This is a genomic window from Caldalkalibacillus mannanilyticus JCM 10596 (assembly GCF_000615945.1).
Lineage (GTDB): Bacteria > Bacillota > Bacilli > Caldalkalibacillales > JCM-10596 > Bacillus_AT > Bacillus_AT mannanilyticus.
The window spans coordinates 1-25,029 of the sequence record NZ_BAMO01000020.1 but is presented as its reverse complement, the minus strand read 5'-3'; the positions used below and the strand labels follow the sequence as shown (position 1 = coordinate 25,029).

Here is a 25,029-nt window from a genome sequence, read left to right as displayed (position 1 = left end):
CTTGTTTATTGCAAAATACAGTACTAATAAAGGTACTATTTAAATCCTCTTCATAGGAAATAAGGAAAATTCTTCGATGTAATAAAACAAGGCACCTATTTAGCCCCTTTTTGAACTTGGACAAATCGCTTAACGTTGGTTAGTGAATAAGGAAGTTTTTTAATTTAAAGATAAGCAATGTAGTATTATATTGCTTATCTTTATCTTTAGAGAGGAGTTTATTATGAGAATATACATTTCAAGACTACTATTAATCTCTTTATTACTTGTTGGAATCACTTCTATTTATAGCTTTTCCGTTACTCATTATTTAGGTAATATATATGAGTATAGTTTTGGTCTTCCTTTAAGCTATTGGAGTATTTATTCAGATAGCAATTCCAGATGGATTTTTACAAACCTCTTTACAGGAAATGAAATGGTACGAATTAATATACTTGCATTAGCAGTTAACATTGCAATATTCTATTACCTTATCAAATTTATCAAATTTCTTTTTAAAAAACTTAGACAAAATAATTAACACAATTATTCTGTCAGCCATCTATTCTCTAATTCCGAAAAGAATTTGTCTGGATCTTTTTTAAAGCGCCGATGCTTTGCTTGCTTTTTTAACGCTAACAAAACCTAAGATTGTATGGATAATCCTTTGTTGCGCCGTTAATTCTGTCTAAGAGAAAAAAAAAGAGTGACCTCCACGGGTCACATCTATATATAGGGGGTTTTTACTTACCCTTAGTATATCTACTTTATGTTACAACAAGATTACAGCAAGGTGACATCTTGGTGACAAAATCCTTTACAATTGAAGTGTAGCTCCCACTGAAAGGACTTCTGCTTCCATCCCCTTTGCATGGAGGTCTCTGATGAATTGCTCACCATCTTGAGCAATAAGTGGGAAGGTGTTGAAGTGAATAGGAATAACTTTCTCTGCCTTAAGCCATTCTGCTGCAATGAGGGCATCCTCAGGTCCCATGGTGAAATTGTCTCCGATGGGCAGAAAAGCGAGATCAATCTGATTCAGCTCTCCGATCATTTTCATATCACTAAATAAGCCAGTATCTCCCGCATGATAGATCGTTTTTCCTTCAATGGTTAAAAGAATTCCAGCCGGCATTCCTAGATAGGTGATGCGTTGGTCTTCCTCCTCCATATAGGCAGAGCATGAAAGGCTTGAGTAAATTTAACTTTACCGAAATCAAAGGTATAAGAACCACCAATGTGCATGGGATGGCTCTTACAGCCCTTCCAGCCAACATAGACCCCTAGTTCATTCGGAGCAATGATGGTCGCATCATTTTTCTTGGCGATTTCAATGGCATCTCCAAAATGGTCATTGTGACCATGAGTGAGTAGGATATAGTCTACTTTTACATCCTCTGGTTTGATCTTGGCGATTGGATTCCCTGTTAAAAAAGTCGATGATCAGTGAATGTGTCTGTGTTTCTACCTGAATACAACTATGCCCATGAAAAGTAATCTGCATTTCACTTCCTCCTGAGAATTGTATTAGATTGATTTAGACAGCTAGATGTTCAATGAGCACTTCTATATTATAGTCTTTTTTCTAGCTCTTCTTTTTCTTTTTCAAATCCTGGTTTGCCTAATAACGCAAACATATTTTTCTTGTAGGCTTCTACACCTGGTTGGTCAAATGGATTTACCCCTAGTAGGTATCCGCTGATTCCACATGCTTTTTCAAAGAAATAGACCATATGTCCAAAGGTATGTGGCGTTAATTCAGGGACGGTAACAACTAGGTTCGGAACTCCACCATCAGTATGAGCAAGAAGGGTTCCTTCAAATGCTTTCTTATTGACGAAATCCATGGTTTTTCCTACTAAGAAGTTAAGACCATCTAAATTTTGTTTTTCTTCTTCAATGATGATTTCTTCTTGTGATTTTTCCACTTGAATGACAGTTTCGAATAGGATACGCAGTCCATCCTGTACGTATTGGCCCATGGAGTGTAAGTCCGTAGAGAAATCTACTGCCGCAGGGAATATTCCTTTTTGGTCTTTTCCTTCACTCTCGCCAAAGAGTTGCTTCCACCACTCAGAGAAGAAATGAAGAGAAGGCTCGTAATTCACCATCAGTTCAATTGTTTTGCCTTTTTTGTATAAAGCATTACGGACAGCCGCATATTGGTAGCAGCTATTCTCTTCTAAGCTAGGGTTAGCATACTTCTCTTGTGCTTCGAGGGCTCCAGCCATCATCTCTTCGATGTTGATCCCAGCTACAGCGATCGGTAGAAGACCTACTGCTGTTAAGACAGAATAACGTCCTCCGACATCATCTGGAACAACAAAGGTTTCATAGCCTTTTTCAGTGGCAAGCTGCTTTAATGCTCCTTTTTGAGCATCTGTTGTTGCATAGATTCTTGATTTTGCTCCTTCTTCTCCGTATTTCTTCTCTAATAAATCCCGGAAAATACGGAAAGCAATCGCCGGTTCTGTTGTCGTACCTGATTTAGAAATGACGTTTACTGAGAAATCCTTGTTCTCTAAAACATCAAGAAGGTGCTTTAGATAAGTTGAGCTGATATTCTGCCCAACAAAATAGATCTCAGGGGTCTTTCTTTGCTCCTTCGGCAACTGGTTATAGAAGGTATGTGTCAGCATGTCGATGGCTGCTTTCGCTCCTAAATAAGAGCCTCCAATACCAACGACAACTAAAGCCTCCGATTGCTCTGTGATTCGAGCAGCCGCTTGTTGAATGCGGGCAAATTCTTCACGATCGTAGTTCTGTGGTAGATCAACCCACCCTAGATAATCGCTTCCTGGACCTGTTTTGTTATGTAACATTTCATGCGCTGCACGTACTAAATCCTTTTGATAGGATAGCTCTTCTTGTTGAATAAATGAAAGTGCCTTACTATAATCAAATTTCAAAGTCATAGTTACTCTCCTTTTCTTCTCCACGATATTTTTTCTCTCTTCCTATACTTTATCTAAAAAGGCATCAGAACGCAATTGAAGATAGGCTTGATCTCATTAAAAAAGATGACAATTGAGAACTTTTTGTGCCATCTTTTTTTACGTGCTATGTTCTTTTTGAATCAGCCATCTCTGGATCAGGAAGCCGATAGTCAATCCGATTGCAATAGAGATCAGCGGTTGAAAAACAGGACCAAACGTAATATGAAAGATCCCTAGATCGGAATAAATCAATCCAATTGTGGATAGATACGCCGAAAGGACAAAGGGAAGGAATTGATAGGAAGAAACATTCTGATTGCTTAGAATGAGAGCATCACGATAGCCATCCCACATGGCAAATAAATACACACAGGGATAGAACATCAGCCATTGATAGTCTGCTACAGAAATAGCTTTATCAATCTGCCCTTGAAAGCTATACACAATACTAAGGTTTAATTTTGCCTGAATGTTGATCAGAAATTCAAGGAGAACAAAAATAACTCCCTTGATATACTTTCGATTAATAAATTGTCCAAAGCCTGGAAGGGCAATACTCCAGCATAATATCTCGATTGGGTAGCTACCGACGAATCATGATCGCTTTCCTCCTTTCCTTAATTTCGTTCTTATCATTTACAAGTTCTTACAATTACATACCCTTACAACCTAGAATATAAGTTGTATTTTTTTCGACAAAAAGGACTATACTCGCATGTGTTCATCATTCAAAAATGACACGTAACGTGGAGTATAGCCCCTATTATACTTAGCTCTTTTTTAGATTTTTTTGCTTTTCTTTTTGCTTTTCTTTTTGCTTTTTCTTTTTGCTTTTTCTTTTTGCTTTTTGCTTTTGCTTTATCTTACAATACTTTACTTAAAAAAGCCTTGGTTCTTTCATTTTGCGGATTGCCAAACAATTCGTTAGGTTCGTTTTCTTCTACTATATATCCACCATCCATGAAGATAACTCGATCTCCCACTTCACGGGCAAAGCCCATTTCATGTGTCACAACAATCATCGTCATTCCTTCTTTGGCTAATTGCTTCATGACCTCTAATACTTCCCCTACCATCTCGGGATCAAGAGCAGAGGTAGGTTCATCAAATAGCATGATTTGAGGCTCCATGGCAAGCGCTCGGGCGATGGCAACCCTTTGTTTCTGCCCCCCTGATAATGAATCAGGATACACATTCGCTTTTTCTACCAATCCTACTTTGCGAAGAAGCTCCAGGCCTTTTTTCTCTGCATCCTCTTTGCTCCATTTGCGTACCTTCATTGGCGCCATTGTGATGTTTTCTAGTACGCTTTTATGTGGAAAGAGGTTGAAGGATTGAAACACCATCCCTACTTCCTCCCTGACCTTATTAATATTTGTTTTTTTATCTGCTAAATCAACACCATTGATATAAATATGCCCACCTGTAATGGTTTCCAAGAGGTTTAGGCAACGTAAAAAAGTGGATTTCCCTGAACCTGAAGGACCGATCACTACGACCACTTCTTTTTCTTTGACCTCTGCGTTGATATCCTTGAGTACTTCTAAATCTCCAAATGATTTCTTTAGATTCTGAACAGTGATCATTCTGTTTTTAATCTCCTCTCAATGTAATTTAATAGATACGTAAGTGAAAGGGTCAGAATGAGATAGATCATGGCAACTGCCAAGTAAGGCTCCCATACCTTAAAGTATTGCGAGGCGGCTGCTCGTCCCCAGTACATAAGCTCTGGTGCAGCAATAACAGCTCCTAGAGAAGAATCCTTGAGTAAAATAATAAATTCGTTTCCTAGCGGCGGAATCATTCTCTTGAACGCTTGAGGTAGAATAACATAGCGGTACGCTTGGAACTTCGTCATTCCCAGTGAACGCGCTGCTTCCATCTGTCCACGGTCAATAGATTGAATTCCTGCGCGAAAGATCTCTGCCATATAAGCAGCGGCATTTAAGGATAAGGTCACAACTAAGGAGGCTAACGCACTTGGTGGTGAAATAAATAAAGGCATGACTCCAAAGTGAATTAATAATAGCTGAACGAATAAAGGAGTTCCTCGAAAGAAGTTAATATACCAAACAAAGGGAAAGCGAACCATCGCGAGGGGCGACATCTTTCCAAACCCTATAAATAGACCAAGAACGGCTCCGATTCCAATTCCTGCTAGAGATACCGCCACTGTCATCATGGCTCCTTTTAGGAAAAAGGGCAGATAGTCTATGACAATATCTAGTCTAAAGTTAAACATAGCAAAAAAGTTAGTGAGCGCTTCCATATTTTAACCCCTTTATTCAAAAGTAAAGTCTACTTGGTTTAGACATTAAAATTGCGTAACGGACGTACGTTACGCAATTTTAACTTTTTCTACTTGAGAAAATTACTTTGCATTTAATAAAGCATCGATATCTGGAGTTGTTCCAAACCATTTTTCATAGATTTCAGCATACGTTCCATTTTCAATCACGGTCTTGATCGCAGCACTGATTTTTTCTTGATGCTCTGAACCCTTAGGGAACATTAAACCATAGTATTCCGCTTCGAATGTTTCCGTATCTGATACTCCAATCAGGTTATCGTCAGGGTTATTTTTGATATACTCGTTTACTACTGTATTATCTGTCACGACTACCTCTACATCTCCATTTTTCAGAGCCATAATCGCAACTACATTATTTTCATATTTAGCAATATTCGGATGATTTACACCAATAAGCTTTTCTACAGCAGACTGACCTGTTGTTCCATTTTGGACACCGATCTTCATGTCTACAATATCTTGAGCACCTTTCACATCTACGCCTTCTTTAAAAAGAATCATGTGTGTTGATTCAAAATATGGATGTGAAAAATCATATGTTTGTTTACGAACATCATTGATTGTGATTCCAGAGATGGCTAAGTCAATCTCCTTGCTTTGTAAAGCAGCAAATAGAGGGTCCCACCCAATGTTCCTTAATTCGTAATCAATTCCAGCTTCCTTCATCACTGCTTCAAGAAAATCAACGTCAAATCCTACAATCTTTCCTTTGTCTAGGTATTCAAATGGTGGGAATGCCGCATCTGTTCCAACAACAAGTTTCTTTCCATCCCCTGCTGTTTCCTTCGAACCGCATCCAACCAATGCAAGCGCAAGTAAAGAAATAATGGCTATGAAGACTAAACCCTTTCTCAATTTCATGCTTCCAAAAACCCCTCTCATTTAAAATATATTTTCTTTTTCTCTCTGTTTCCAAGCATTCATTTTGCATAACTATGAAATATGACAGATTTTCTGACAACCTATTGCTTGGACACATACAATTATACAGATATCTTCTCCTTTTTGTAAATGTAAAATATTCCAACAATTCAATCGATGGTATGAATATTCTCCTATAGGAATTATAATTCAAAAAAGCTACACATAAATCCCTTTAATTAGGGAATGTGTAGCTTTTCTGTGTGATAATTATTCATTTTAAAAAATCAGATTTTTTAGAAATTAGCAAACTGGACCTCTTGCATAATAAGCTCCAACGATGACTAATAAAATGAACAACACAACAATTAACGTAAATCCACCACCGTACATTTATTCAACCTCCTTTATTTTTATTGTTGATTCGTACAATATATAACATATTCATTTTCTATGAAAATGTATGGACTCTTACCCATTTTTAATAAGTTTGTTTCCTTCTTCTTATTTCGATATAATAAGACCATTATGGCTTAGATTGAGAGGTCCGTTCATGAAAGTTGTTGTAAGTACATTAAATGCGAAATACATCCATACGTGCCTAGCTCTGCGTTATTTAAAAAGCTTTGCCGAACCTGAATATTCAGTAGAAATGGCAGAATACACCATTAAAGATCCGAGCATGCATGTGGTTTCGGACTTATATAGTAAGAATCCTGATGTGGTGGGATTTAGCTGTTATATCTGGAATATTGAAGAAACCATTCCTATTATTCAAATGCTGAAAAAAGTAAAGCCAGAATTGAAGATTGTCTTAGGGGGACCTGAGGTTTCTTATGACATCGAGTATTGGTTAGATCGAATACCAGAAGTCGATTTCATTGTCGTTGGAGAAGGGGAAGAAACATTTAAGCATTTATTACAGGAAATCGAGGGAGAGAAGAAGTACCATCTTGTTTTCGGTCTTGCCTATCGTATAGAAGGCAAAGCGATTGTAAATCCTCCACGCCCTAAATTAATTCTGAATGATATTCCCTCTCCTTTTTACTTCGAAGAGGATCGGGCTCACTTAAGTAAAAGAGTGGTTTATGTAGAAACGAGTCGAGGGTGTCCCTACAGTTGTCAATTCTGTCTTTCTTCTATTGAAGTAGGTGTGCGTTATTTTGATATAGAGAGGACGAAAAAAGATCTTCTTTTCTTAATCGAGCAAGGGGCAAAGCTCATCAAATTTGTCGATCGTACCTTTAATATTAAGCGGGATTATGCACTTGAAATGTTTCAATTCCTGATAGACAACCATCAAGGCTGTGTGTTCCAGTTCGAAATTACAGCCGATATCATGAGGCCTGAGGTCATTCAATTTCTGAATGATCATGCTCCTCCCGGTGTTTTTCGTTTTGAAATTGGCGTTCAATCCACCAATGATGCCACCAATGAATTGGTACAGCGAAAGCAGAATTTCGAGAAGCTCTCCCGTACGGTGAGTATGGTCAAAGCAGGTGGAAAAATCGATCAGCACCTTGATCTTATTGCTGGCTTACCGGACGAGGATTATGCCTCTTTTCGAAAAACATTTAATGATGTATTTGCCCTAGGGCCGGAAGAATTGCAGCTTGGCTTTTTGAAGATGCTTCGAGGGACAGGTGTGCGCTTACGTGCTGAGGATCATCATTATATTTATATGGAGCATGCCCCTTACGAGATTCTGGGTAACAATGTGTTGTCTTTTGATGAAATCATTCGTATGAAAAGAGTAGAGGATGTTCTTGAGAAATATTGGAATGACCACCGAATGGATCACACCCTTATGTATCTCATCAGAACGGAGTTTGCTTCCCCATTCGATTTCTTTCAAGAGTTTGGAGATTTTTGGGACAAGCAGGGCTGGTCCAGAATTGGACATCAATTGGAGGATTTATTTCTTCGATTGCACCTCTTTCTTTCATCAAGGTCAACGAAACAGCTGACCCTTATTGAAGGCTTGATGAAATATGATTACTTTATCCATCATAAAAACAAGCCACGCAAAACCTGGTGGGATTTTTCACTAACTAAACAGCAACAATCTGAATATTTGCGAACTGTGGCTGAGCGCCCTAGTGTATTGTCAGAGGAATTTGCTGCTCTTGAGCTAAACGAAACCGCTCTGCACAAACACACGATGATTGAGATTCTCCCGTTTGATCCAAGACACTATATCCAAACAGGAGAAATGAAGAAAGAAAAGTCTTTACTTCTGGTCTACTTTAACCCGAGAGAGCAGCGTGTCATTCCGTTTAGCACACCTCTTTCTAACATAACAAAACTCCCAACCTCATAAAATAGACTTCCATCAGCTGAAGAGGTGGGTAGTCAGTAGAAAAATGGGAGAGATTATTATTAAAAGCAAAAGGGAACGTGGTTATTTCACCATGTTCCCCATTCTTTTGGCTACTTCAATGATCATAGGAGCATATTCCTTCATTTTTCTAGGGTCAAGCGACCTGAGGGACCGGATACAGAGAGTGCAGCAACCAGCTTACCGGACTGATTCTTAATCGGTGCAGCAATGGCAGCGGTGCCTACCTCCCTTTCCTCCATACTCGTAGCATAGCCTAACTGTTGAATTTGTAAGAGCTGTAACATATAGGTTTCCTTATCTATATTTGTTGGCCATTGAGGCTCATTTAGAATCATTTTTTGTGTTTCTGGATCCGCATAGGCAACAAGAATTTTACTTGAAGCCCCAACAGATAATGGAAGCCTTACTCCAATAGGAGCTACTCTGCGGATGGTTTGTTTACTTTCTACTGCTTGAATCCGCACGCGTTCCTTTCCGTCCCGTACATATAAACTAATGGTTTCATCCAAAGCATCGCGCAAGCGCTCCATCTCGGGCAAAAGCATCACAGCAGGATCGTCGATATGAGTGAGATTAGACGATAGCTCCCATAAGCGATAGCCTAACCTATATTTTTCATTGTCCTGATTTCTCATGACAAAGCCCTTCTTCTCAAGGGAAGCAAGAAGTCTAAAAACAGTGCTTTTATTTAACCCCACATGGGTCGAAATTTCTGTTAAACTAAGTTCTAGTTTATCTGTAAAGCAAAGCAAAATATCCAGAGCACGTTCAACAGCTCTCACTGTCATTTTTTCTTCCACTTTGAACACCTTCCTTATCACCAGGCGAAACACCTTGTTTCGTTTGACGAAACTTAGTTTTTTTATTTTTAATTATACATAATATTTTTAAAAAGGTAAATGATTATTTTAGGTCATTAAAGTGATACCTATAGAGCTTATTCTGAAACTTTTTCAAAAATTCATGTACGCAATGGCTATTTTACGTTATAATAAAACCAAGAAAAGAAACATAGTTTCAAACAGTGAAACTAGAGTTTTAACTTTTTTATGAAATGGGAGGTTTCATGCATGGCAAACAAAGATGCTTTTAACGTCAAGTCCTCTCTTCAAGTTGGTGAGAAAAGCTATACCTATTACTCCTTGCCTAAGCTTGAGGAAAGTGGCTACAGCTCAATTTCTAAACTGCCGTTTTCAATTAGAGTGTTATTAGAAGCGGCGATTCGTCAATTTGATGGTAGAGCAATCACAAACGATCATGTCAATTTAATCGCTAACTGGACAGAAGGACAGGATAAGAATAAGGAAATTCCTTTTAAACCAGCACGTATCGTCCTTCAAGATTTTACAGGCGTTCCTTGTGTCGTTGACCTAGCTGCAATGAGAGCCACAATGGAAAGAATGGGTGGAGATCCTAATAAAATCAACCCTCTTGTTCCTGTTGATCTTGTTATCGACCACTCTGTTATGATCGATGCCTTTGGTACCCCAGACGCATTGCAAAAAAATATGGATTTAGAATTTGAACGGAATGAGGAAAGATATAAGTTCCTTCGTTGGGCACAAACAGCGTTCAACAATTTCAGAGCTGTTCCTCCAGCTACAGGAATTGTACACCAGGTAAACCTTGAGTATCTTGCCACTGTCGCGGCAACTCAAGAAATCGATGGTGAAACCGTAGTTTACCCAGATTCTCTAGTGGGAACGGACTCACATACAACAATGATCAACGGAATTGGAATTGTTGGCTGGGGTGTAGGTGGAATTGAAGCTGAAGCAGGAATGCTTGGTCAACCTCTTTATTTCGTGACACCTGAAGTCGTTGGTTTCAAACTTACTGGAACACTGGCAGAAGGAGCAACCGCAACAGACTTAGCTCTGACTGTAACAAACATTCTACGTAAAAAAGGTGTAGTAGGTAAATTTGTTGAGTTCTTTGGTCCTGGAGTAAGTGCCATGAGTCTGGCAGACCGTGCAACGGTAGCGAACATGGCTCCTGAATATGGGGCAACCATCGGATTCTTCCCTGTAGATAGCGAAGCCCTTAATTACATGCGTTTAACAGGCAGAAGCGAAGAGCAGATCGAGCTTGTTGAAGCCTACTATAAAGCACAAAATATGTTCCGTACAGATGATATGGCGGATCCTGTGTTTACAGAGGTAATGGAATTAGACCTTTCCACAGTCGTCCCTTCTCTTGCAGGTCCAAAACGTCCTCAGGATCGTGTCGAGCTTACAGCTATGAAGCAAACCTTTAATGATGCTGTACAAAAACCAGTCGCTGAAGGTGGATTTGGAATTACAGATCCAGATAAGAAGGTTCCACTTACTCATCCAAATGGAGAAAAATCGAAACTTTCTCATGGAGACGTGGTCATTGCGGCAATTACAAGCTGTACCAATACGTCCAATCCAAGCGTACTTATTGGAGCTGGTCTTGTAGCTCAGAAAGCCGTAGAAAAAGGCTTAACCAAGCCTCCTTACGTCAAGAGCAGTTTAGCTCCTGGTTCACGTGTGGTAACAGATTATCTAGTAGAAGCCAACTTATTAGAGCCTCTTGAAGCATTAGGCTTCCATGTAGCTGGATATGGCTGTACGACCTGTATCGGTAACTCAGGTCCATTACCAGATGAAGTAGGGCAAGGAATTTCAGATGGAGACCTTACCGTTTCTGCCGTTCTTTCAGGAAACCGTAACTTTGAAGGACGTGTACACGCCCAAGTCAAAGCCAATTACTTAGCTTCTCCTCCTCTTGTCATTGCTTATGCCCTAGCTGGAACGGTAAATATTGATTTAACAAAAGATGCTTTAGGAACAGACAAAGATGGAAATCCTGTGTACCTAAAAGACATCTGGCCTACTTCTCAAGAAGTTCAAGATGCTATGAAGAAGGCTGTACGTCCTGAGTTATTTAAAGCTCAATATGCAAACGTGTTTAATGCCAACGAAGTATGGAACAAAATCGAAATTCCTGAAGGAAAGATTTACGAGTGGGATCAAGAATCCACCTATATTGCAGAACCTCCATTCTTTACAAACCTAGGTCTTGAAGTAGGTGACATTCAAGAAGTGAAGGGAGCAAGAACCTTATTAATGCTTGGTGATTCCATTACCACAGACCATATTTCACCAGCAGGTAATATCAAAGCAGATTCTCCAGCAGGCTTATACCTTCAAGATAAAGGAGTAAAGCCAGTTGACTTTAACTCTTATGGTTCTCGTCGTGGACATCATGAAGTCATGATGCGCGGAACATTTGCTAACATTCGTATTCGTAACCAAGTGGCTCCAGGAACAGAGGGAGGTTACACAACCTACTTCCCAACAAATGAAGTGATGAGCGTGTATGATGCCTCGATGAAGTATCAAGCTTCTGGTACTCCTCTTGTTGTCCTAGCTGGGAAAGAATACGGTACAGGAAGCTCTCGTGACTGGGCAGCTAAGGGAACCTATTTACTAGGCGTTAAAGCGGTTATCGCTGAAAGCTTCGAGCGTATTCACCGTAGTAACCTAGTAGGTATGGGTGTTCTTCCTCTTCAGTTTGCCAATGGAGCGAGCTGGCAATCATTAGGACTAACTGGAAAAGAAACCTTCGACATTCTTGGACTTTCTAACGATGTGAAGCCTGGTCAAAACATTAAGGTAACAGCTACTCGTGAAGATGGCTCTAGCTTTGAATTCGATTGTATCGTTCGTCTAGATAGTGCAGTGGATGTAGATTACTACCGTAATGGTGGAATTCTTCAAACTGTTCTTCGTCAATTGGCTCAATAGTCAATAGATCATGAATAAACAAAATCCCTATTGCTGAACCCATGTTGATGGGCGAGGCAATAGGGATTTTCTTTTCTTTACTATTTTGTTTTTAGAATCATTAGAGCTATTTATTCCTGAGTAGGCGTCCACTGTTCAAATGTTTGCAGAACGGTTTTCGTTAGAATTTCAATTCCCACTAATAGTGCCTCTCGATCAAATGTCATCTCAGGATGGTGAAGTCCAGGGTATAAGTCACAGCCTAAGCCGAGCATCGTTGCCTTTAACTCAGGACGTTTCTGTATATAGAAATGAAAATCCTCTCCTCCAGATGTAACCACAGGTGGAATCAGATTAGCTTTACCCAAGGCTTCTACAATTGATTTAGACATGATTTTCTTCGCTTCATCATTAACCTCCGCAGCAACTAAGCGAAAACCGTATTCTAAAGCAATCTCAACACTATATAGCTCCGCAATCACTTTGACAACCTTCTCTACCTTCTGAAATAAGGCTTCCATTTGTTGATTCGTTTGGGCACGTAAATCTAGGGTAAACTGAGCATAACCGGGAATAATATTGCCGCTTTCCCCTCCAGCTTGAAATCGTGTCATTTTCACAGAATAAGGAATCATGGGATCAACATGAATTTTGCCTAGAGCGTTCACTACAGAAGCTCCTACCTCAATAGCATTAATCCCTAAATGCGGCTTAGCTCCATGAGCTTCTTGCCCAATAATTTCGCCAGTGATCTTCTGACTAGCACCATGAATAATAGCAGGAGCCGCTTTTCTGTTTTCAACTTCTTGAGAAGGACGCAGATGGACACCATAGAGGTAATCGACATCATCGATCAATCCTTTTTCAATCATCCTTAAAGCACCCGCTCCTTTTTCCTCTGCCGGCTGAAAAATTAATTTCAGCTTCCCTTTAGGTGCAAATGACATTTCCTTAAGCAGCAGGATGGTCCCTAAAACCATGGTCATATGAGCATCATGACCGCAGGAATGATTCGCTTGAAAAGAACCATTGACGGATTGCCATAAAGCGTCCATATCTGCTCGTAAAGCAATGGTAGGAGAGCCTGATCCCCACTCCCCAACGACCCCGGTGCAATCAGAAAAAGTCCGTACCTGACAGCCATTGTTTTGCAAGAATTGGGCAATGTATTCCGTTGTTTTGTATTCCTTCCAACTAATTTCAGGATGACGATGTAAATGGTGAAAAATTTGCATCACTTGAGGTTTTAGTTTTTTGAGCATCTTTTTCATCGTACTCACAACTTTCTTCAATTTGTTATATATAGTATCGGCGAATCGTACACTTTTTTTATGATCAAAGTGGTATGAGCAGGATATATGCTTCTTTTGTCGAATAATATTAAAGTCGAAATTTATTCTATACACATGAATCCCTCTAACCACCGTTATTCCCGCTATTTTTTTCGTTCATATATTTTTATTTGTCCATCAGATATATGTTAAATAGGGAGTGTTATTGCTATGTCATTAAAAACAACTTCGTATCATCTCATTGATCATATGCTGTCGAAAGATATTTTTTCGGATAACGGTCTTTTATTATTGAGCCAAGGAACTAAGCTTGATGCAGCGGATATTACCATGCTTTTAAACCGCCAAATTGTTGAGATTGAGGTTTATGATGAGGTCCATTCTGTATCAAAGAAAGTAACTACACAGATAAAAGATTTATGGGCACATAATGATTATGAACTGAAAGATCATTATTTGTATTGTCTTGATACAATTAAAGGCTTATTTCAACAATCTGTAAATGATAAAATATGTCCCTTAAGCGACTTTATGGAAACTTACTCACCTTTATTAGAAAGAACATTAGAATATAGCTTCTTGTTCCATCCTCTTCATAAAATCAAGGGGCATGATGAATACACCTATAGGCATAGCATTAATGTCGGGCTATTATCAGGGGTCATCGGAAAAATCCTCGGCTTATCTAAAAATGAACAATATTTATTGGGACAAATGGGTTTATTACACGATATAGGAAAACTAAGAGTACATGATGACATCTTAAATAAACCAGGCAATCTATCCCAAGAAGAATTTGATGCCATTAAGCTTCATACTGTTTATGGGTACGAAATACTCAAGAAGATGGAAGGTGTATCAGAGCTAATCTATGAAGGAGCACTCTATCACCATGAGCGATTAGATGGAAGCGGATATCCCTATCGTCTAAAAGAAGGAGAAATTCCTTTCATGATCCAGATTCTATCTGTGGCAGATACGTATGATGCGATTTGTTCGGATCGAATCTACAAATTGAAGTCTTCTCCATATTATGCAGCAAATGAGCTGATGCAGGGAATTTACAAAGGAAATTTCAATCCTGAAATCGTTGTTCCCTTTGTTCGCTATTTAGCCAATAGCTCAGTAGGTGATCAAGCCCTGCTAGACAATGGAAAATCAGGTGAGATAGTTTATATTTTTCCTGAAGAGCCTCATCGCCCACTCATCAAAGTGGAGAATGAATATCTTGATCTACGAGTTGAACGTCATATTCAGATAGTCGATATTGCTTCCTCTAACTAATGGGGGCAGGAAGTAAGATCAAAGGGGATCATTCTTCGATCCCCTTTTTGTATGTGCCCCTTATATGCTTTCTCGCCTACTGTACTCCTCAAGCACTCCGTTCCAGAGCTCAATTCTCTTCTGTAAGGATTCAATAGCCACTTGTTCTGCCTGCTCTATCTTTTCCTGTTCTCCAGCACACAACGATTGTAATAGCTTCTCAGCCAATGGGCCATGTTCATCACCATCTAGCTCAATATGACGATGCAAATAATAGTTTAATTTCTTTGCACTTTTATTCTCTCTCTCCGTTTCCTGAACCAAATGGCTGAACATCTTCGGAATAATATCCTCTCGCCCAAAGAAGAAGGAAGCCGCTACTTCATGAATCTCTCCTTCATAAGCAGTATGTAATGTATGGTGGACAAACTGTTGTACACTCTCTGGAATGTCATCGGCTTTTAGAGCATCAAAAGGATTCATATTCTGCTGCAAGCGCTCCAAATATCCCTCTATTGGTTTGGTGTTGGCTCCAACCTCTTTCATCGCCTGAAGGTATAATTCAAAATGGCTGATATATCCCCCTTCTCCATCCTCATCTGTTTCTTCTCCAAGCACAATTTCATTAATAAATCGCGCATATTGGGCATGCTTTTCTGGCATCCAAGGAAGAGATAAACAAGTTAAGGACTGTTGTAGTCTTTTTAACAGGTTCATAAAATCCCAGACCGCAAACACATGGTATTCCATAAATAGTTTAATCCGTTCTGGTGTGTTGGTTTGGGTGTACACCTCATGACTCAATAATTGATCCCTAACTTCAGTTAGCTTTTGTACATCTACTGTTTTCATCTCGGTCTGTCCTTTCTGTCTTATGATTCGATCTGAATAACAAACGGAAAAGCATACACCTTCCCTTGGAATTGGAACTCGGCAAAAATCTTATAAAAACCTGTATTTGGGAAACTGGTGTCAAAAATAGTGCTATTCTTAGAGGATGGATGAACATGAAGAAACTCTTCTAGTGATTCATTCACAATGACCACATGCCCTAAAGCTCCTAAGTAAGGCTCTGGAGTCCCTCCCTCAATCACAAATTCTAATTTGATTGGCTCCCCTTTTTTCATGGAAAAAGGAAGCAATGACACCTTATACCCTTCTATTTGTTGAATAAGTTCCCGACCAGTAACGAGCTGTGGTTCTTGCTTACCGTGATCATGCCCTACTACCAGAGGAATACCCTCTACTTCATATTTATAACCTACAGGGAGAATATCGGCAAATAATTTATAGCTTCCTGTAGCCAGTTCTACTTCGACTTGGAATGTGCCATCCCCTACAGCGGTAGGATGAAGATGGAGATACTCTTCTAAGTCATCACTGATAAGGATGAGATGTACTAGCCTTTCATGGTTCATTTTCAGCTCTGTGACGAGCTGACCTTCAAGATTTTGAAAGAAAATGCTTAGCTTCTGACCATCATAATTAAGCTTAGGGATTACCTCACTTGCCCCACTGGCATGAGTAGCATGGTCGCTATGACTCTCCTCCTGACCATGATCATGCCCTCCCTGTTCATCGCCTCCTTCATCCTGCTCTGGATGATGATCCATATTTTCAGTTTCTTCATGCGATACATGACCCGAACGATCCATGACCAAATAGGCGTAGGTATAGTATCCAACGATAATCAGGGATACATACACAAGCCCATTATGATCCATTTTTTCTTTTGATTCATCCTCAATGTCCTCCAATCTTAACACTCTTTCTTTTGAACCTCTTGCTTTCCTCTCATTATAATATACCCTCCATGGGTATGCAAACATAGCTCAAATTCCCCATTCTCACCTACTTATTTATCCAATTGAATAATTCTCACTTATTAGGCATACACTATACTAGATTCAGAGAAAGGAAATGGGTTACTTATGAAATCATTCAAACTCAACCACACTCTTACTCCTCCTTCGAATGGACACATGAAAGGAAGATCATTACTCTCTATTATGGAGTTCATCCAAGGAAACCAAACAGAGCAACAACTTCGTCAAAAACTAACATACATAGAACAAAAAAAACAACAGCTCAATCGTTAAGAAGAGCTGTTGTTTTTCTTTCTATATTCCACCCAATCCCCTGAATGGATTGTAGTGCAAGCATTCTTTTATGGGTTCTTATTCTCCTATGATAGAATATTCTTGTCATCATGAGAAGAGCAAATCAATAGAAGGAGGCTTTCAATCCATGAATATGTTATTTTCACCCCTTACAATACGAAATGTCACACTCAAAAACCGAATCGTTATGTCGCCTATGTGTATGTATTCCGCTCAGCAGGAGGATGGCAGCCTAACAGAATGGCATGTCCAGCATTATGTCAGCCGAGCTGTAGGTCAGGTTGGGTTAATTATGATTGAAGCAACGGCTGTTACTCCTCAAGGACGGATTTCTTCTCTCGATCTAGGAATCTGGGATGACCGACATATAAAAGACTTCTCACGTTTGGTCGATTTGATCCAACAGCAAGGATCAAAGACGGCTATTCAATTGGCTCATGCAGGTCGAAAAGCGACTGTAGAAGGACCTATTATTGCCCCATCTGCGATCCCTTTTGACGAGAAGCTGAAAACTCCTCAACAAATGTCCCTGAAAGAAGTGAAGGAAACGATCAGCGCCTTTAAAGAAGCAGCAAGGAGAGCTAAAACCGCAGGATTTGACATCATTGAAGTGCATGCAGCGCATGGCTATTTAATCAATCAGTTTCTCTCTCCCTTAACCAATCACAGACAGGATGAGTACGGAAGGGATGCACAAGGAAGGTTTCGTTTTCTAAAAGAAATAATAGAAGAGATTAGAGAGATTTGGAGTGGTCCCTTGTTTGTCCGTGTTTCTGCTAGTGATTATCATCCGAACGGATTAGCGGTAGAGGACTATGTTCGCATGGCACAGCAATTGAAAGAAGAGGGTGTCGATCTTATTGATTGTAGCTCAGGAGCCGTTGTTCCTGTTCCCATCTCTGTTTTTCCAGGATACCAGGTTCCTTTTGCTGATCAGATCAAGAATCAAGCGCAAATCAGTACAGGTGCGGTGGGTTTGATTACGAGCGGACTTCAAGCCGAAGAAATATTGCAGAATCATCGAGCTGATCTCATCTTTGTGGCAAGAGAGCTATTAAGAGATCCTTATTGGCCTCTTAGAGCAGCCAAAGAGTTGGGATATTCCTTACCTGCACCCAAGCAGTATGGTCGTGCTTGGTAGAAAAAAAGGCAGACTTGATATGATGATTCATATCAGATCTGCCTTTGTTCATAGTAGGTGAGCAGCCACGCTTTCGACCCACTCTCTATAGAGAAACGATACACAAGGTTAATGATAACATTTGCTTTTTTTAATTTCGTCAATTCTTCTATTCGCTTCCTCTAAATCCATCTCCAGATAAGTAAGCATCCCTAGAGCACCACTCTTTTGTGCTTGGCGTCTCATCAGCATATAGACGACTGGCTTACGATGCTTTAGGATGGTCATGATTTCAATAGAAGGAAGATTGCAATTTGCCTTTGTTTTTATACGAAGAAAATAACGGAGAAAATGGTTGAAAGCATGAACCGATTTTGAATCATCTGGGTGCTTCTCTAACAAGCTTTCGAAATCCTTAATTGCTTTGATTAACTCATTCATGGTACGATCTCCTCCCGGCATCTGGCTGGCTTGGCATAAGTGCTGTAGCCCTATAGTTTTGCGTCCTTATTTTTCAATAAGTTTGCCCTGTTACGGTTCTCTGTATGACAATTATACCATTTTCCTGCTGCTGTTTCATGCTCCATGCTCCTTTTTTTAGTGGGAAATGATTCCTTGAAAACAATTATTAGCTAAATATGATGAGCAGAACTACTGTTTTGGTATCAAAAGTGTTATAATAACAGAAATGACTTACTTGTATCTGTCATACAGTAAGGAACAATTACAAGTTTGGAGGAGATAGTAATGGAAGGAAGAGCGTTATTGTTCGTAGGTCCAGATGGATCAGGCCGCCACACGTTAGCTGAAGCAATCGGCATCACCTTACAAATACCAAGAGTGGTTTCTTATACTACTCGTCCAAAACGAGAAAAGGAAACGGAAGGAAAAGAGTATTTTTTTATTAGTACCGAAGCCTTCAAGGCAATGGAAGAGAATGGCGAATTCATCGAGATTTTTACCTCTGATGGCATCCACTATGGAATTAAAAAAACAGATTGTGAGCGTTTACTAAAAGATTACGGCAGCTTTTTTGCAATCCTTAGTCCTGAAGGCTGTGAAATGTTTAAAAAGCTTTTTGACAAAACATTAACGATTTTTATTTATGCAGATCGAGACACAGTAACCCAGAGACAGTTCGCTCGTGGGGATGACCAACAATCAGTGGATCGACACCTTAGCCATTATGACGAAATTATGGGCTATCAATCCGAATGTGATATTGCTATTCCAAACTATGATTTGGCAAGCTCGGCTCAGGAATTAACCAGTCGTATTGAAACGTTCTTAGGAATCTCACATCATCCAGATAGTAAATATTAATATGTAATGATAGGATAATCGAAAAAGAGGGGGCAGCACCCTTCTTTTTTTTGTCTACATTTTTTTGACAGATTATTCGTTTTTTTTTATAAAAATACATCACAAAAAAAGGAGTTTTGGATTTTTGTGTTGAATAGGTTTCTTGATTGTATATTTGTCATAATGTGGGGAGGGGTTTGATTGTTACAATTGGATATGGTGCAACAGCTTACTAGTAAAATGGAAACGTGTTCTAGTTTGGAAGAAATCTTGCAGGTTTCCTTTCACCACCTATCACAGGTTCTCGGGAATCAGAATATTGCCGTTCATATGAAAATGAATAAACATACTGACTTTCAACCTGCTGTCATGCATAAGCGAAGCGTCTTCGATGAAGATACATGGAAATCTAGACATCGCCAAATTAGGTTGGATTATGAAAATGATCTTTTATTTCAAGAAGCTATCCAAGGTAAACAATCGATCCTAGTCCCCGATGTTGAATTAGATCATCGTCCTGTCACAATGCTTGTCGTCAATTTGGTGTGGAGAGTATGCTGATGCTTCCTCTTTTCGTTGAAGATTTCGCCATCGGAGTGATCATCGTGGTAGGAATTGGATCAAAGTTTCTCTATACCTCTGATCAAATTGAACAAGCTCAAACGATTGCCAATACGACAGCTACATGCTTACTAAAACATGTAAGATAAAGGAGGAGTTCAAATGAAATCCGTTCGAGCTGTACTTGACTATTTATCCCAAGGAGGAGTTCAATATCTATTTGGAATTCCTGCTGGGTCGGTCAATGCCTTGTTTGATGAATTATATGAAATACCTCATATCACCCCTATCATCACCAAGCATGAAGGAGCCGCCTCCTATATGGCAGCTGCCTATGCCAAGTACACCCAACATCTAGGAGTTTGTATTGGCTGTAGTGGTCCAGGAAGTACAAATCTGCTTAGTGGAGCCGCACATGCTATGAGAGAACAACTGCCTGTCCTCTTTCTAACTGGAGCTGTTCCTGTACGTACAATGGGATTAAATGCTTCTCAAGAGCTTTCGGCAGTCCCCCTTTTTCAGCCTGTGACCAAATACAGTATTTCCGTTGAGAAGAGCGAAGATTTACTACCAGAGGTCAGGAAAGCGGTTGATATTGCCTTTTCTAACATTCCTGGTCCTGTTCATATTGAAATGCCGATTGATATTCAGCTTAGTGAAATAGAACCTCAGGAGATCCCTTCCTTTCCACTCAGACAGCCCTTGACAGCTCCCACTACCACCATTGAAACACTAGCACAAGCATTAACCAAACATGAGTTAGGCATTATTTTTATTGGACAAGGGGCAAAACAAGCAATAGCAGAAGCCATTCATTTGGCTGAATTATTGAATTGGCCCATCCTTACTACTCCACAAGCAAAAGGGTTTGTCCCTGATTCACATCCTTTGCATTATGGTGTTTTCGGCTTCGCTGGACATGAATCTGCCACGAGGATTATCCAGAATCCCAATGCAACTGCTCTTGTCATCATCGGCTCAAGTCTAGGAGAAACAGCCACCAGTAATTGGAATCCAGAATTAACCAAGGATCGTTTTGTTGTCCAAATCGATATGGACTCCTCCGTATTTCAACGTAAGTATGAGATCGATTTCCCTGTTCATGCCAGTGCAGAAGAAACCTTGAAAGCATTATGCAACCAACTGAATCAACTTGGGCTTGCTAAAAAAGATAATTTCTCCAGTGTACATGAACCTTCGATGTCTCGAGAGCCTTGGGAGTACAATACTCAAACCCTATTGCAGGCTTTACAAGATTACCTACCAGATCATACCCGTTACACCGTCGATATTGGGGAGTTTATGTCCTATGTCATTCATTATATGGCTGTAAAAGAGGTTGACTCCTTTGAAATTAATGTTCATTTTGGACCTATGGGCTATGGTATTAGCTCGGCAATTGGAATATATCTCGCAGACCCTAGCAGACCTATTGTATCTATCACAGGGGACGGTTGCTTTTTTATGCATGGAATGGAGATTCTAACAGCAAAAGAGTACCAGCTTCCTATTTTATTTGTTGTTATGAATAATGCGCGCTTAGGAATGGTTTATCATGGTCATAACCTGCAATATCAGCGCAGTCATCCACGCTTTGAACAGAGTCCAATTCATATTAGCAACCTAGCTAAGGAATTAGGAATCCCATCCTATCGAATCGATAAACTGGAAGATTTAAAGGAAGAAGAGATTACACGACTCATCACTTTAGATGGACCTGCTATTTTAGAAGTTGCCTTGGTTGATAACAACACTCCTCCAATGGGAGATCGTGTAAAATTCCTTTCTTCCTTCCAAAAATAGAAGTGAAATTATAATATATTCCATTTAAATAGAAAATAGTAAAAGGATTTAACGTAGAACTGTCGAACTTACTTATCATGAAAACATCCTGTTTCATCCTTACCAATTTCTATATAAAGAAGGGGAAAAACCATAATGCCAGAACATACTCGATATGCACGTCTTGCTAATATTACTCAATTGATCAACTCCAACCTTGATCTTAAGGTAACATTAGAATACGTTGTTACAGCCATTTCCGAGGAAGTCGTTCGGTGTGACTCTGTAGGAATCTATCTACCGCAAGCAGATGGAACCTTCAGAGGGTATGTTAGTAAACCATCCTATATTGACAACAAGACCATCGATCAAATGATCATTGACCCCGAAAAAGATCTACTTGCCAGAGAGATTATTAAAACCATGGTGAGCATCTATATTCCTGATACCTCAGTTGATCCTAGACCTGATCCATCCCCCATTCATGTATTTAAGATCAAGTCCTTACTAGGGTTGCCGATCTGCTATGGGTCAGAGCTCTATGTTTAGTCTTTTTATTTGATTATGGTAAACCTATGAACCTAACCTCCTCAGAAATCGAAGCCATTGAAGCTTATGTCAATATGGCTGCTGTTGCTATTCGAAACTCAAATCAATTCAACCACATCCAATCTCTGCTAGCTGAAAAGCAAAAACTGTTAGATGTCACCAAAAAACTTTCCTTACTTACTTCCGTAGAAGAAGTTCTGCAAACCTGTTTTCTGTACGTCGGTCAGGTACTCAACAATAGAAACATAGGTGTCCATTTATCCGACTCCATTGATACCAATTTTCGCCCTGTCAAGCTATGCAGGGAAAGCGAATGGTCAGAAGAAAAGTGGAAGCACATCCTTGAGAGGCATCGAACGGATTACAGGGCCGATCCGGTTTTCCAAGAGGTAGTGTCCTCTAAGAAGCTACTCTATATCCCTGATATCGAACTCGATTCACGTCCTGATAAGAATCTTTGCTCACTCTTCGGTATAAAAGGGATCATCACCTTCCCCCTTGTCGCTACTGGTGAAGTACTGGGGACCATCTCTGTTGTCACCTTTGAGAAAGAAGAATACGCGCAACAGGATCTCCACCTTGCTCAATCCATCATTGATGCGACAGCAACAGCTCTTGCCAATGTCATCCGAATGGAACATCTAGAAATCATTATCAATGCAAGAACAACAGAGCTTTATGAAAAAAATCAAAAGCTAGAGCAAGCATTAATTGAAAATCAACGTCTAAGTCACCAAAAGGAACTGATTCTAAACTCTGCCGGAGAAGGAATATATGGGCTGGATTTAGAAGGAACCATCACATTCTGTAATCCTGTCGCCGCAGCCACTCTAGGGTATACAGTAGAAGAGCTTATCGGACAAAAACAAGAACGATTTGTTTCCGCAGAAAATGAGCATCACTACAAGAGAAAAAATAACACCTATTTTCCAGTTGAATACCTTACTACTCCCATATTCGAAAATCAAAAAAGAGTTGGAACGGTCGTAACGTTTAAAGATATCACTGAGAGAAAGAAAACGGAAGATCTCCTCCGTAAAGCAGACAAGCTCACTGTATTAGGTGAATTAGCTGCGGGAGTGGCACATGAAATCCGAAATCCCCTCACTTCATTGAAGGGGTTTCTACAGCTCTTACAATCCACGCCGCAACAAGAATGCAATGAATATTTTCAGATCATGCTTTCAGAATTAGATCGCATTAATGCCATTGCTAGTGAGTTTCTATTTCTATCTAAACCTCAGGTCATCCACTATGAAAAGAAGGATTTGTTTGATATCCTACATAATGTTCTCACTTTACTTCAATCACAGGCAATTGTACAAAATGTAGATATCATGATTGAATCTCAATCGGATTCCATCCTCATTTACTGTGTAGAAAATCAACTGAAACAGGCATTCATTAATATTTTAAAAAATGCTATTGAAGCCATGCCTCAAGGGGGTAGAGTCAAGATTAAAGTAGCTCAACAAGCCCTACATCATGTGTCTATTCGTTTTATCGATCAGGGCTTTGGTATTCCAGAAGAGAGAATGGCACAGCTTGGTGAACCCTTCTATACGACGAAAGAAAAAGGTTCTGGATTAGGTTTAATGGTTAGTTTTAAGATTATTAAGGACCATCAGGGGGAAATCTCTTTTAAGAGCAGAAAAAACAGAGGGACTAAAGTCGAAGTGACCCTCCCTCTTCGTCAAAGCTTCACTCATATCAACGAGATCTAATTTCTCCTAACTAAAAAGAAGAAACTGGAATGGCTAAAATGTCCCTTGGAATCGGTACATTTTAGGACGTCCAGTTTCTTTTTTGTATCGAACGACTTTGTCTTTTTTTCATAGAATATACCATACGGAGGTGTTAATATGCCAAGTTGGGAAACGATTTTTAAAACACTTATACTGTTTGGCGGCGCCCTTGCTTCTTTTCTTTTTGGAAGTTGGACAGGTTTATTAACGACCCTTCTTGCTATGGTTATCATAGATTATTTGACAGGCATTCTTGCCTCATTCATTGAAGGTAATCTTTCAAGTGCCCATGGCTTTAAAGGAATTGCCAAAAAGGTCCTTATTTTTGCCATCGTCGCCGTGGCACACCTCATCGATGTGATCCTGGGTCAAACAATGATGATTCGTGATATGACGATCTATTTCTATATTGCTAATGAAATGTTAAGCATTATTGAAAATGCCGGTCGTGCGGGTATCCCTGTTCCCCAGCGATTAAAAAAAGCCATAGTCGTGCTTCGAAACAAAAAGTAGCTTTACTAGGTTTTTAACACCTTAGAAAGGTAGACTGAACTATAGACAAAAGAATAAATCAGTCCTATTGCAGGTAAAGCAACAATCAAAAACGAACCTTCCAGCCATAAAATAGGAAGATACATGATCACAGACTGTACAAATAACAAAAGTCCGTTCAACCATTGAAAATCCTTCTTTAATTGAGTTTGGGGCAGAGGGAACAATCGAAACCAAAATTGATGTTGATGGTGTAGGAATAACGCCTTGATCTGTATGCTCATCATAAATAGAAACAAGGTATACGCAATCACCTTCCCGTAAAGGTCAGGAATCCAGTATACGACCACTGCCCCAATGATTGTTAAGCGTATATAGATCCCCAGATATTCATTGGCTCTAACAAACGTTTTTAGATATAAATACTTATAGGCAGAGGCAGAGGTGAACGGAAAGAAACGAGTGACAAAAGCTAGCCACTGTCTATTTCGCACATTACTTTGTAGGTGCGGAACATCCACAAACAAACTGGCAAATCGATAAAATCTACCTTCAAGCCTCTTCTCCATTTCAATCAAATGGAGCCAATGAAAACCATTTTGACTCTGAGACTGCCAAGC

The 25,029-nt window shown here is 39.7% G+C and carries 23 protein-coding genes, 2 pseudogenes and 1 riboswitch; of the genes and pseudogenes, 12 read left to right on the top strand and 13 right to left on the bottom strand.

The genetic code is table 11. The features are described 5' to 3' along the window. Window positions 1-799: 799 nt before the first annotated feature. From JCM10596_RS25265 to JCM10596_RS28700, 7 genes and pseudogenes are all read right to left on the bottom strand, one after another. A pseudogene (locus JCM10596_RS25265) lies at window positions 800-1,486 on the bottom strand (metal-dependent hydrolase). Between the two features lie 67 nt (window positions 1,487-1,553). Continuing rightward, window positions 1,554-2,897 (bottom strand): glucose-6-phosphate isomerase, encoded by a 1,344-nt coding sequence (locus JCM10596_RS12035; RefSeq protein ID WP_025027340.1) that lies wholly within the window; start codon window positions 2,895-2,897, stop codon window positions 1,554-1,556. Window positions 2,898-3,035: 138 nt separating this feature from the next. Beyond that, window positions 3,036-3,302: a hypothetical protein gene (locus JCM10596_RS31350; RefSeq protein ID WP_369345630.1), complete on the bottom strand. Its 267-nt coding sequence runs from the start codon at window positions 3,300-3,302 to the stop codon at window positions 3,036-3,038. Between the two features lie 479 nt (window positions 3,303-3,781). Next, window positions 3,782-4,504: an amino acid ABC transporter ATP-binding protein gene (locus JCM10596_RS12025; RefSeq protein WP_025027338.1), complete on the bottom strand. Its 723-nt coding sequence runs from the start codon at window positions 4,502-4,504 to the stop codon at window positions 3,782-3,784. Continuing rightward, window positions 4,501-5,160: an amino acid ABC transporter permease gene (locus JCM10596_RS12020; RefSeq protein ID WP_025027337.1), complete on the bottom strand. Its 660-nt coding sequence runs from the start codon at window positions 5,158-5,160 to the stop codon at window positions 4,501-4,503. The genes JCM10596_RS12025 and JCM10596_RS12020 overlap by 4 nt, the downstream gene beginning before the upstream one ends. A 129-nt stretch (window positions 5,161-5,289) precedes the next feature. Then, window positions 5,290-6,090, bottom strand: a complete 801-nt coding sequence (locus JCM10596_RS12015) for a basic amino acid ABC transporter substrate-binding protein (protein WP_025027336.1) — start codon at window positions 6,088-6,090, stop codon at window positions 5,290-5,292. 303 nt (window positions 6,091-6,393) lie between these two features. Beyond that, window positions 6,394-6,483, bottom strand: a complete 90-nt coding sequence (locus tag JCM10596_RS28700) for a YjcZ family sporulation protein (protein WP_081792017.1) — start codon at window positions 6,481-6,483, stop codon at window positions 6,394-6,396. A gap of 160 nt (window positions 6,484-6,643) precedes the next feature. On the opposite strand from JCM10596_RS28700, the gene JCM10596_RS12005 reads away from it, so the two are divergent. Beyond that, window positions 6,644-8,410, top strand: coding sequence for a B12-binding domain-containing radical SAM protein (locus tag JCM10596_RS12005; protein ID WP_025027335.1), 1,767 nt, complete (start codon window positions 6,644-6,646; stop codon window positions 8,408-8,410). An 81-nt stretch (window positions 8,411-8,491) separates the two neighbouring features. Here JCM10596_RS12005 and JCM10596_RS25255 read toward each other — a convergent pair. After that, a pseudogene (locus JCM10596_RS25255) lies at window positions 8,492-9,219 on the bottom strand (IclR family transcriptional regulator). Window positions 9,220-9,501: 282 nt separating this feature from the next. Here JCM10596_RS25255 and acnA point away from each other — a divergent pair. Next, on the top strand, window positions 9,502-12,204 hold the full coding sequence (gene acnA, locus JCM10596_RS11995; RefSeq protein WP_025027334.1) for an aconitate hydratase AcnA: 2,703 nt from the start codon (window positions 9,502-9,504) through the stop codon (window positions 12,202-12,204). Between the two features lie 110 nt (window positions 12,205-12,314). Here the strand turns inward: acnA and JCM10596_RS11990 are convergent, their stop codons facing one another. Beyond that, window positions 12,315-13,454 carry a M20 peptidase aminoacylase family protein gene (locus tag JCM10596_RS11990; protein ID WP_025027333.1) on the bottom strand — a complete coding sequence of 380 codons (1,140 nt, stop codon included), beginning with the start codon at window positions 13,452-13,454 and terminating at the stop codon, window positions 12,315-12,317. A gap of 231 nt (window positions 13,455-13,685) precedes the next feature. On the opposite strand from JCM10596_RS11990, the gene JCM10596_RS11985 reads away from it, so the two are divergent. Continuing rightward, complete coding sequence (locus tag JCM10596_RS11985; RefSeq protein ID WP_025027332.1) at window positions 13,686-14,759, top strand: HD-GYP domain-containing protein; 1,074 nt, start codon at window positions 13,686-13,688, stop codon at window positions 14,757-14,759. 60 nt (window positions 14,760-14,819) lie between these two features. On the opposite strand, the gene JCM10596_RS11980 is transcribed toward JCM10596_RS11985, so the two are convergent. Both JCM10596_RS11980 and JCM10596_RS25250 read right to left on the bottom strand, forming a co-directional pair. Further along, a complete protein-coding gene (locus JCM10596_RS11980; protein WP_025027331.1) occupies window positions 14,820-15,590 on the bottom strand; it encodes a DUF3050 domain-containing protein in 771 nt (256 codons plus the stop codon). A 20-nt stretch (window positions 15,591-15,610) separates the two neighbouring features. Next, window positions 15,611-16,495, bottom strand: coding sequence for a DUF8832 domain-containing protein (locus JCM10596_RS25250; protein ID WP_148302586.1), 885 nt, complete (start codon window positions 16,493-16,495; stop codon window positions 15,611-15,613). Between the two features lie 174 nt (window positions 16,496-16,669). On the opposite strand from JCM10596_RS25250, the gene JCM10596_RS29550 reads away from it, so the two are divergent. Further along, window positions 16,670-16,837: a hypothetical protein gene (locus JCM10596_RS29550; protein ID WP_159102353.1), complete on the top strand. Its 168-nt coding sequence runs from the start codon at window positions 16,670-16,672 to the stop codon at window positions 16,835-16,837. Between the two features lie 154 nt (window positions 16,838-16,991). Next, window positions 16,992-17,999, top strand: coding sequence for an NADPH dehydrogenase NamA (gene namA, locus JCM10596_RS11965; protein ID WP_034681255.1), 1,008 nt, complete (start codon window positions 16,992-16,994; stop codon window positions 17,997-17,999). A 108-nt stretch (window positions 18,000-18,107) separates the two neighbouring features. On the opposite strand, the gene JCM10596_RS11960 is transcribed toward namA, so the two are convergent. Next, a complete protein-coding gene (locus JCM10596_RS11960) occupies window positions 18,108-18,419 on the bottom strand; it encodes a hypothetical protein (protein ID WP_025027328.1) in 312 nt (103 codons plus the stop codon). Between the two features lie 13 nt (window positions 18,420-18,432). Then, window positions 18,433-18,516: riboswitch (cyclic di-GMP riboswitch) on the bottom strand. A gap of 209 nt (window positions 18,517-18,725) precedes the next feature. On the opposite strand from JCM10596_RS11960, the gene JCM10596_RS11955 reads away from it, so the two are divergent. The 7 genes from JCM10596_RS11955 to JCM10596_RS11930 all read left to right on the top strand — a co-directional run bounded on the left by JCM10596_RS11955 (window position 18,726) and on the right by JCM10596_RS11930 (window position 24,430). Further along, complete coding sequence (locus JCM10596_RS11955) at window positions 18,726-19,301, top strand: guanylate kinase (RefSeq protein WP_034681245.1); 576 nt, start codon at window positions 18,726-18,728, stop codon at window positions 19,299-19,301. A 180-nt stretch (window positions 19,302-19,481) separates the two neighbouring features. Next, complete coding sequence (locus JCM10596_RS11950; protein ID WP_025027326.1) at window positions 19,482-19,841, top strand: hypothetical protein; 360 nt, start codon at window positions 19,482-19,484, stop codon at window positions 19,839-19,841. Continuing rightward, a complete protein-coding gene (locus JCM10596_RS29185; protein WP_159102352.1) occupies window positions 19,841-19,990 on the top strand; it encodes a hypothetical protein in 150 nt (49 codons plus the stop codon). Before JCM10596_RS11950 ends, JCM10596_RS29185 begins: the two co-directional genes overlap by 1 nt. Before the next feature lie 13 nt (window positions 19,991-20,003). Continuing rightward, entirely contained in the window at window positions 20,004-21,644 is a 1,641-nt protein-coding gene (locus JCM10596_RS11940; RefSeq protein WP_025027325.1) for a thiamine pyrophosphate-binding protein, read from the top strand. Window positions 21,645-21,779: 135 nt separating this feature from the next. Beyond that, entirely contained in the window at window positions 21,780-22,172 is a 393-nt protein-coding gene (locus JCM10596_RS27830) for a GAF domain-containing protein (RefSeq protein WP_051541283.1), read from the top strand. 26 nt (window positions 22,173-22,198) lie between these two features. After that, a complete protein-coding gene (locus tag JCM10596_RS27825) occupies window positions 22,199-23,896 on the top strand; it encodes an ATP-binding protein (protein ID WP_051541282.1) in 1,698 nt (565 codons plus the stop codon). A 138-nt stretch (window positions 23,897-24,034) separates the two neighbouring features. Beyond that, window positions 24,035-24,430 carry a phage holin family protein gene (locus JCM10596_RS11930; protein ID WP_025027324.1) on the top strand — a complete coding sequence of 132 codons (396 nt, stop codon included), beginning with the start codon at window positions 24,035-24,037 and terminating at the stop codon, window positions 24,428-24,430. 5 nt (window positions 24,431-24,435) lie between these two features. Here JCM10596_RS11930 and JCM10596_RS11925 read toward each other — a convergent pair. After that, the coding region (locus JCM10596_RS11925; protein WP_025027323.1) for an ABC transporter permease at window positions 24,436-25,029 on the bottom strand (594 nt) is incomplete at its 5' end.

What these genes read in the sequence shown, in the direction of transcription:
- JCM10596_RS11955 (WP_034681245.1), top strand. Translation starts at nt 18,726, where the DNA reads ATGGAAGGAAGAGCGTTATTGTTCGTAGGTCCAGATGGATCAGGCCGC.
- namA (WP_034681255.1), top strand. Translation starts at nt 16,992, where the DNA reads ATGTTATTTTCACCCCTTACAATACGAAATGTCACACTCAAAAACCGA.
- JCM10596_RS11940 (WP_025027325.1), top strand. Translation starts at nt 20,004, where the DNA reads ATGAAATCCGTTCGAGCTGTACTTGACTATTTATCCCAAGGAGGAGTT.
- JCM10596_RS11930 (WP_025027324.1), top strand. Translation starts at nt 24,035, where the DNA reads ATGCCAAGTTGGGAAACGATTTTTAAAACACTTATACTGTTTGGCGGC.
- JCM10596_RS31350 (WP_369345630.1), bottom strand. Translation starts at nt 3,302, where the DNA reads ATGTTCTATCCCTGTGTGTATTTATTTGCCATGTGGGATGGCTATCGT.
- JCM10596_RS12020 (WP_025027337.1), bottom strand. Translation starts at nt 5,160, where the DNA reads ATGTTTAACTTTAGACTAGATATTGTCATAGACTATCTGCCCTTTTTC.
- JCM10596_RS12015 (WP_025027336.1), bottom strand. Translation starts at nt 6,090, where the DNA reads ATGAAATTGAGAAAGGGTTTAGTCTTCATAGCCATTATTTCTTTACTT.
- JCM10596_RS11960 (WP_025027328.1), bottom strand. Translation starts at nt 18,419, where the DNA reads ATGAATGAGTTAATCAAAGCAATTAAGGATTTCGAAAGCTTGTTAGAG.
- JCM10596_RS12005 (WP_025027335.1), top strand. Translation starts at nt 6,644, where the DNA reads ATGAAAGTTGTTGTAAGTACATTAAATGCGAAATACATCCATACGTGC.
- JCM10596_RS29550 (WP_159102353.1), top strand. Translation starts at nt 16,670, where the DNA reads ATGAAATCATTCAAACTCAACCACACTCTTACTCCTCCTTCGAATGGA.
- JCM10596_RS27825 (WP_051541282.1), top strand. Translation starts at nt 22,199, where the DNA reads ATGAACCTAACCTCCTCAGAAATCGAAGCCATTGAAGCTTATGTCAAT.
- acnA (WP_025027334.1), top strand. Translation starts at nt 9,502, where the DNA reads ATGGCAAACAAAGATGCTTTTAACGTCAAGTCCTCTCTTCAAGTTGGT.
- JCM10596_RS29185 (WP_159102352.1), top strand. Translation starts at nt 19,841, where the DNA reads ATGCTTCCTCTTTTCGTTGAAGATTTCGCCATCGGAGTGATCATCGTG.
- JCM10596_RS11985 (WP_025027332.1), top strand. Translation starts at nt 13,686, where the DNA reads ATGTCATTAAAAACAACTTCGTATCATCTCATTGATCATATGCTGTCG.
- JCM10596_RS12025 (WP_025027338.1), bottom strand. Translation starts at nt 4,504, where the DNA reads ATGATCACTGTTCAGAATCTAAAGAAATCATTTGGAGATTTAGAAGTA.
- JCM10596_RS27830 (WP_051541283.1), top strand. Translation starts at nt 21,780, where the DNA reads ATGCCAGAACATACTCGATATGCACGTCTTGCTAATATTACTCAATTG.
- JCM10596_RS12035 (WP_025027340.1), bottom strand. Translation starts at nt 2,897, where the DNA reads ATGACTTTGAAATTTGATTATAGTAAGGCACTTTCATTTATTCAACAA.
- JCM10596_RS11980 (WP_025027331.1), bottom strand. Translation starts at nt 15,590, where the DNA reads ATGAAAACAGTAGATGTACAAAAGCTAACTGAAGTTAGGGATCAATTA.
- JCM10596_RS11990 (WP_025027333.1), bottom strand. Translation starts at nt 13,454, where the DNA reads ATGAAAAAGATGCTCAAAAAACTAAAACCTCAAGTGATGCAAATTTTT.
- JCM10596_RS28700 (WP_081792017.1), bottom strand. Translation starts at nt 6,483, where the DNA reads ATGTACGGTGGTGGATTTACGTTAATTGTTGTGTTGTTCATTTTATTA.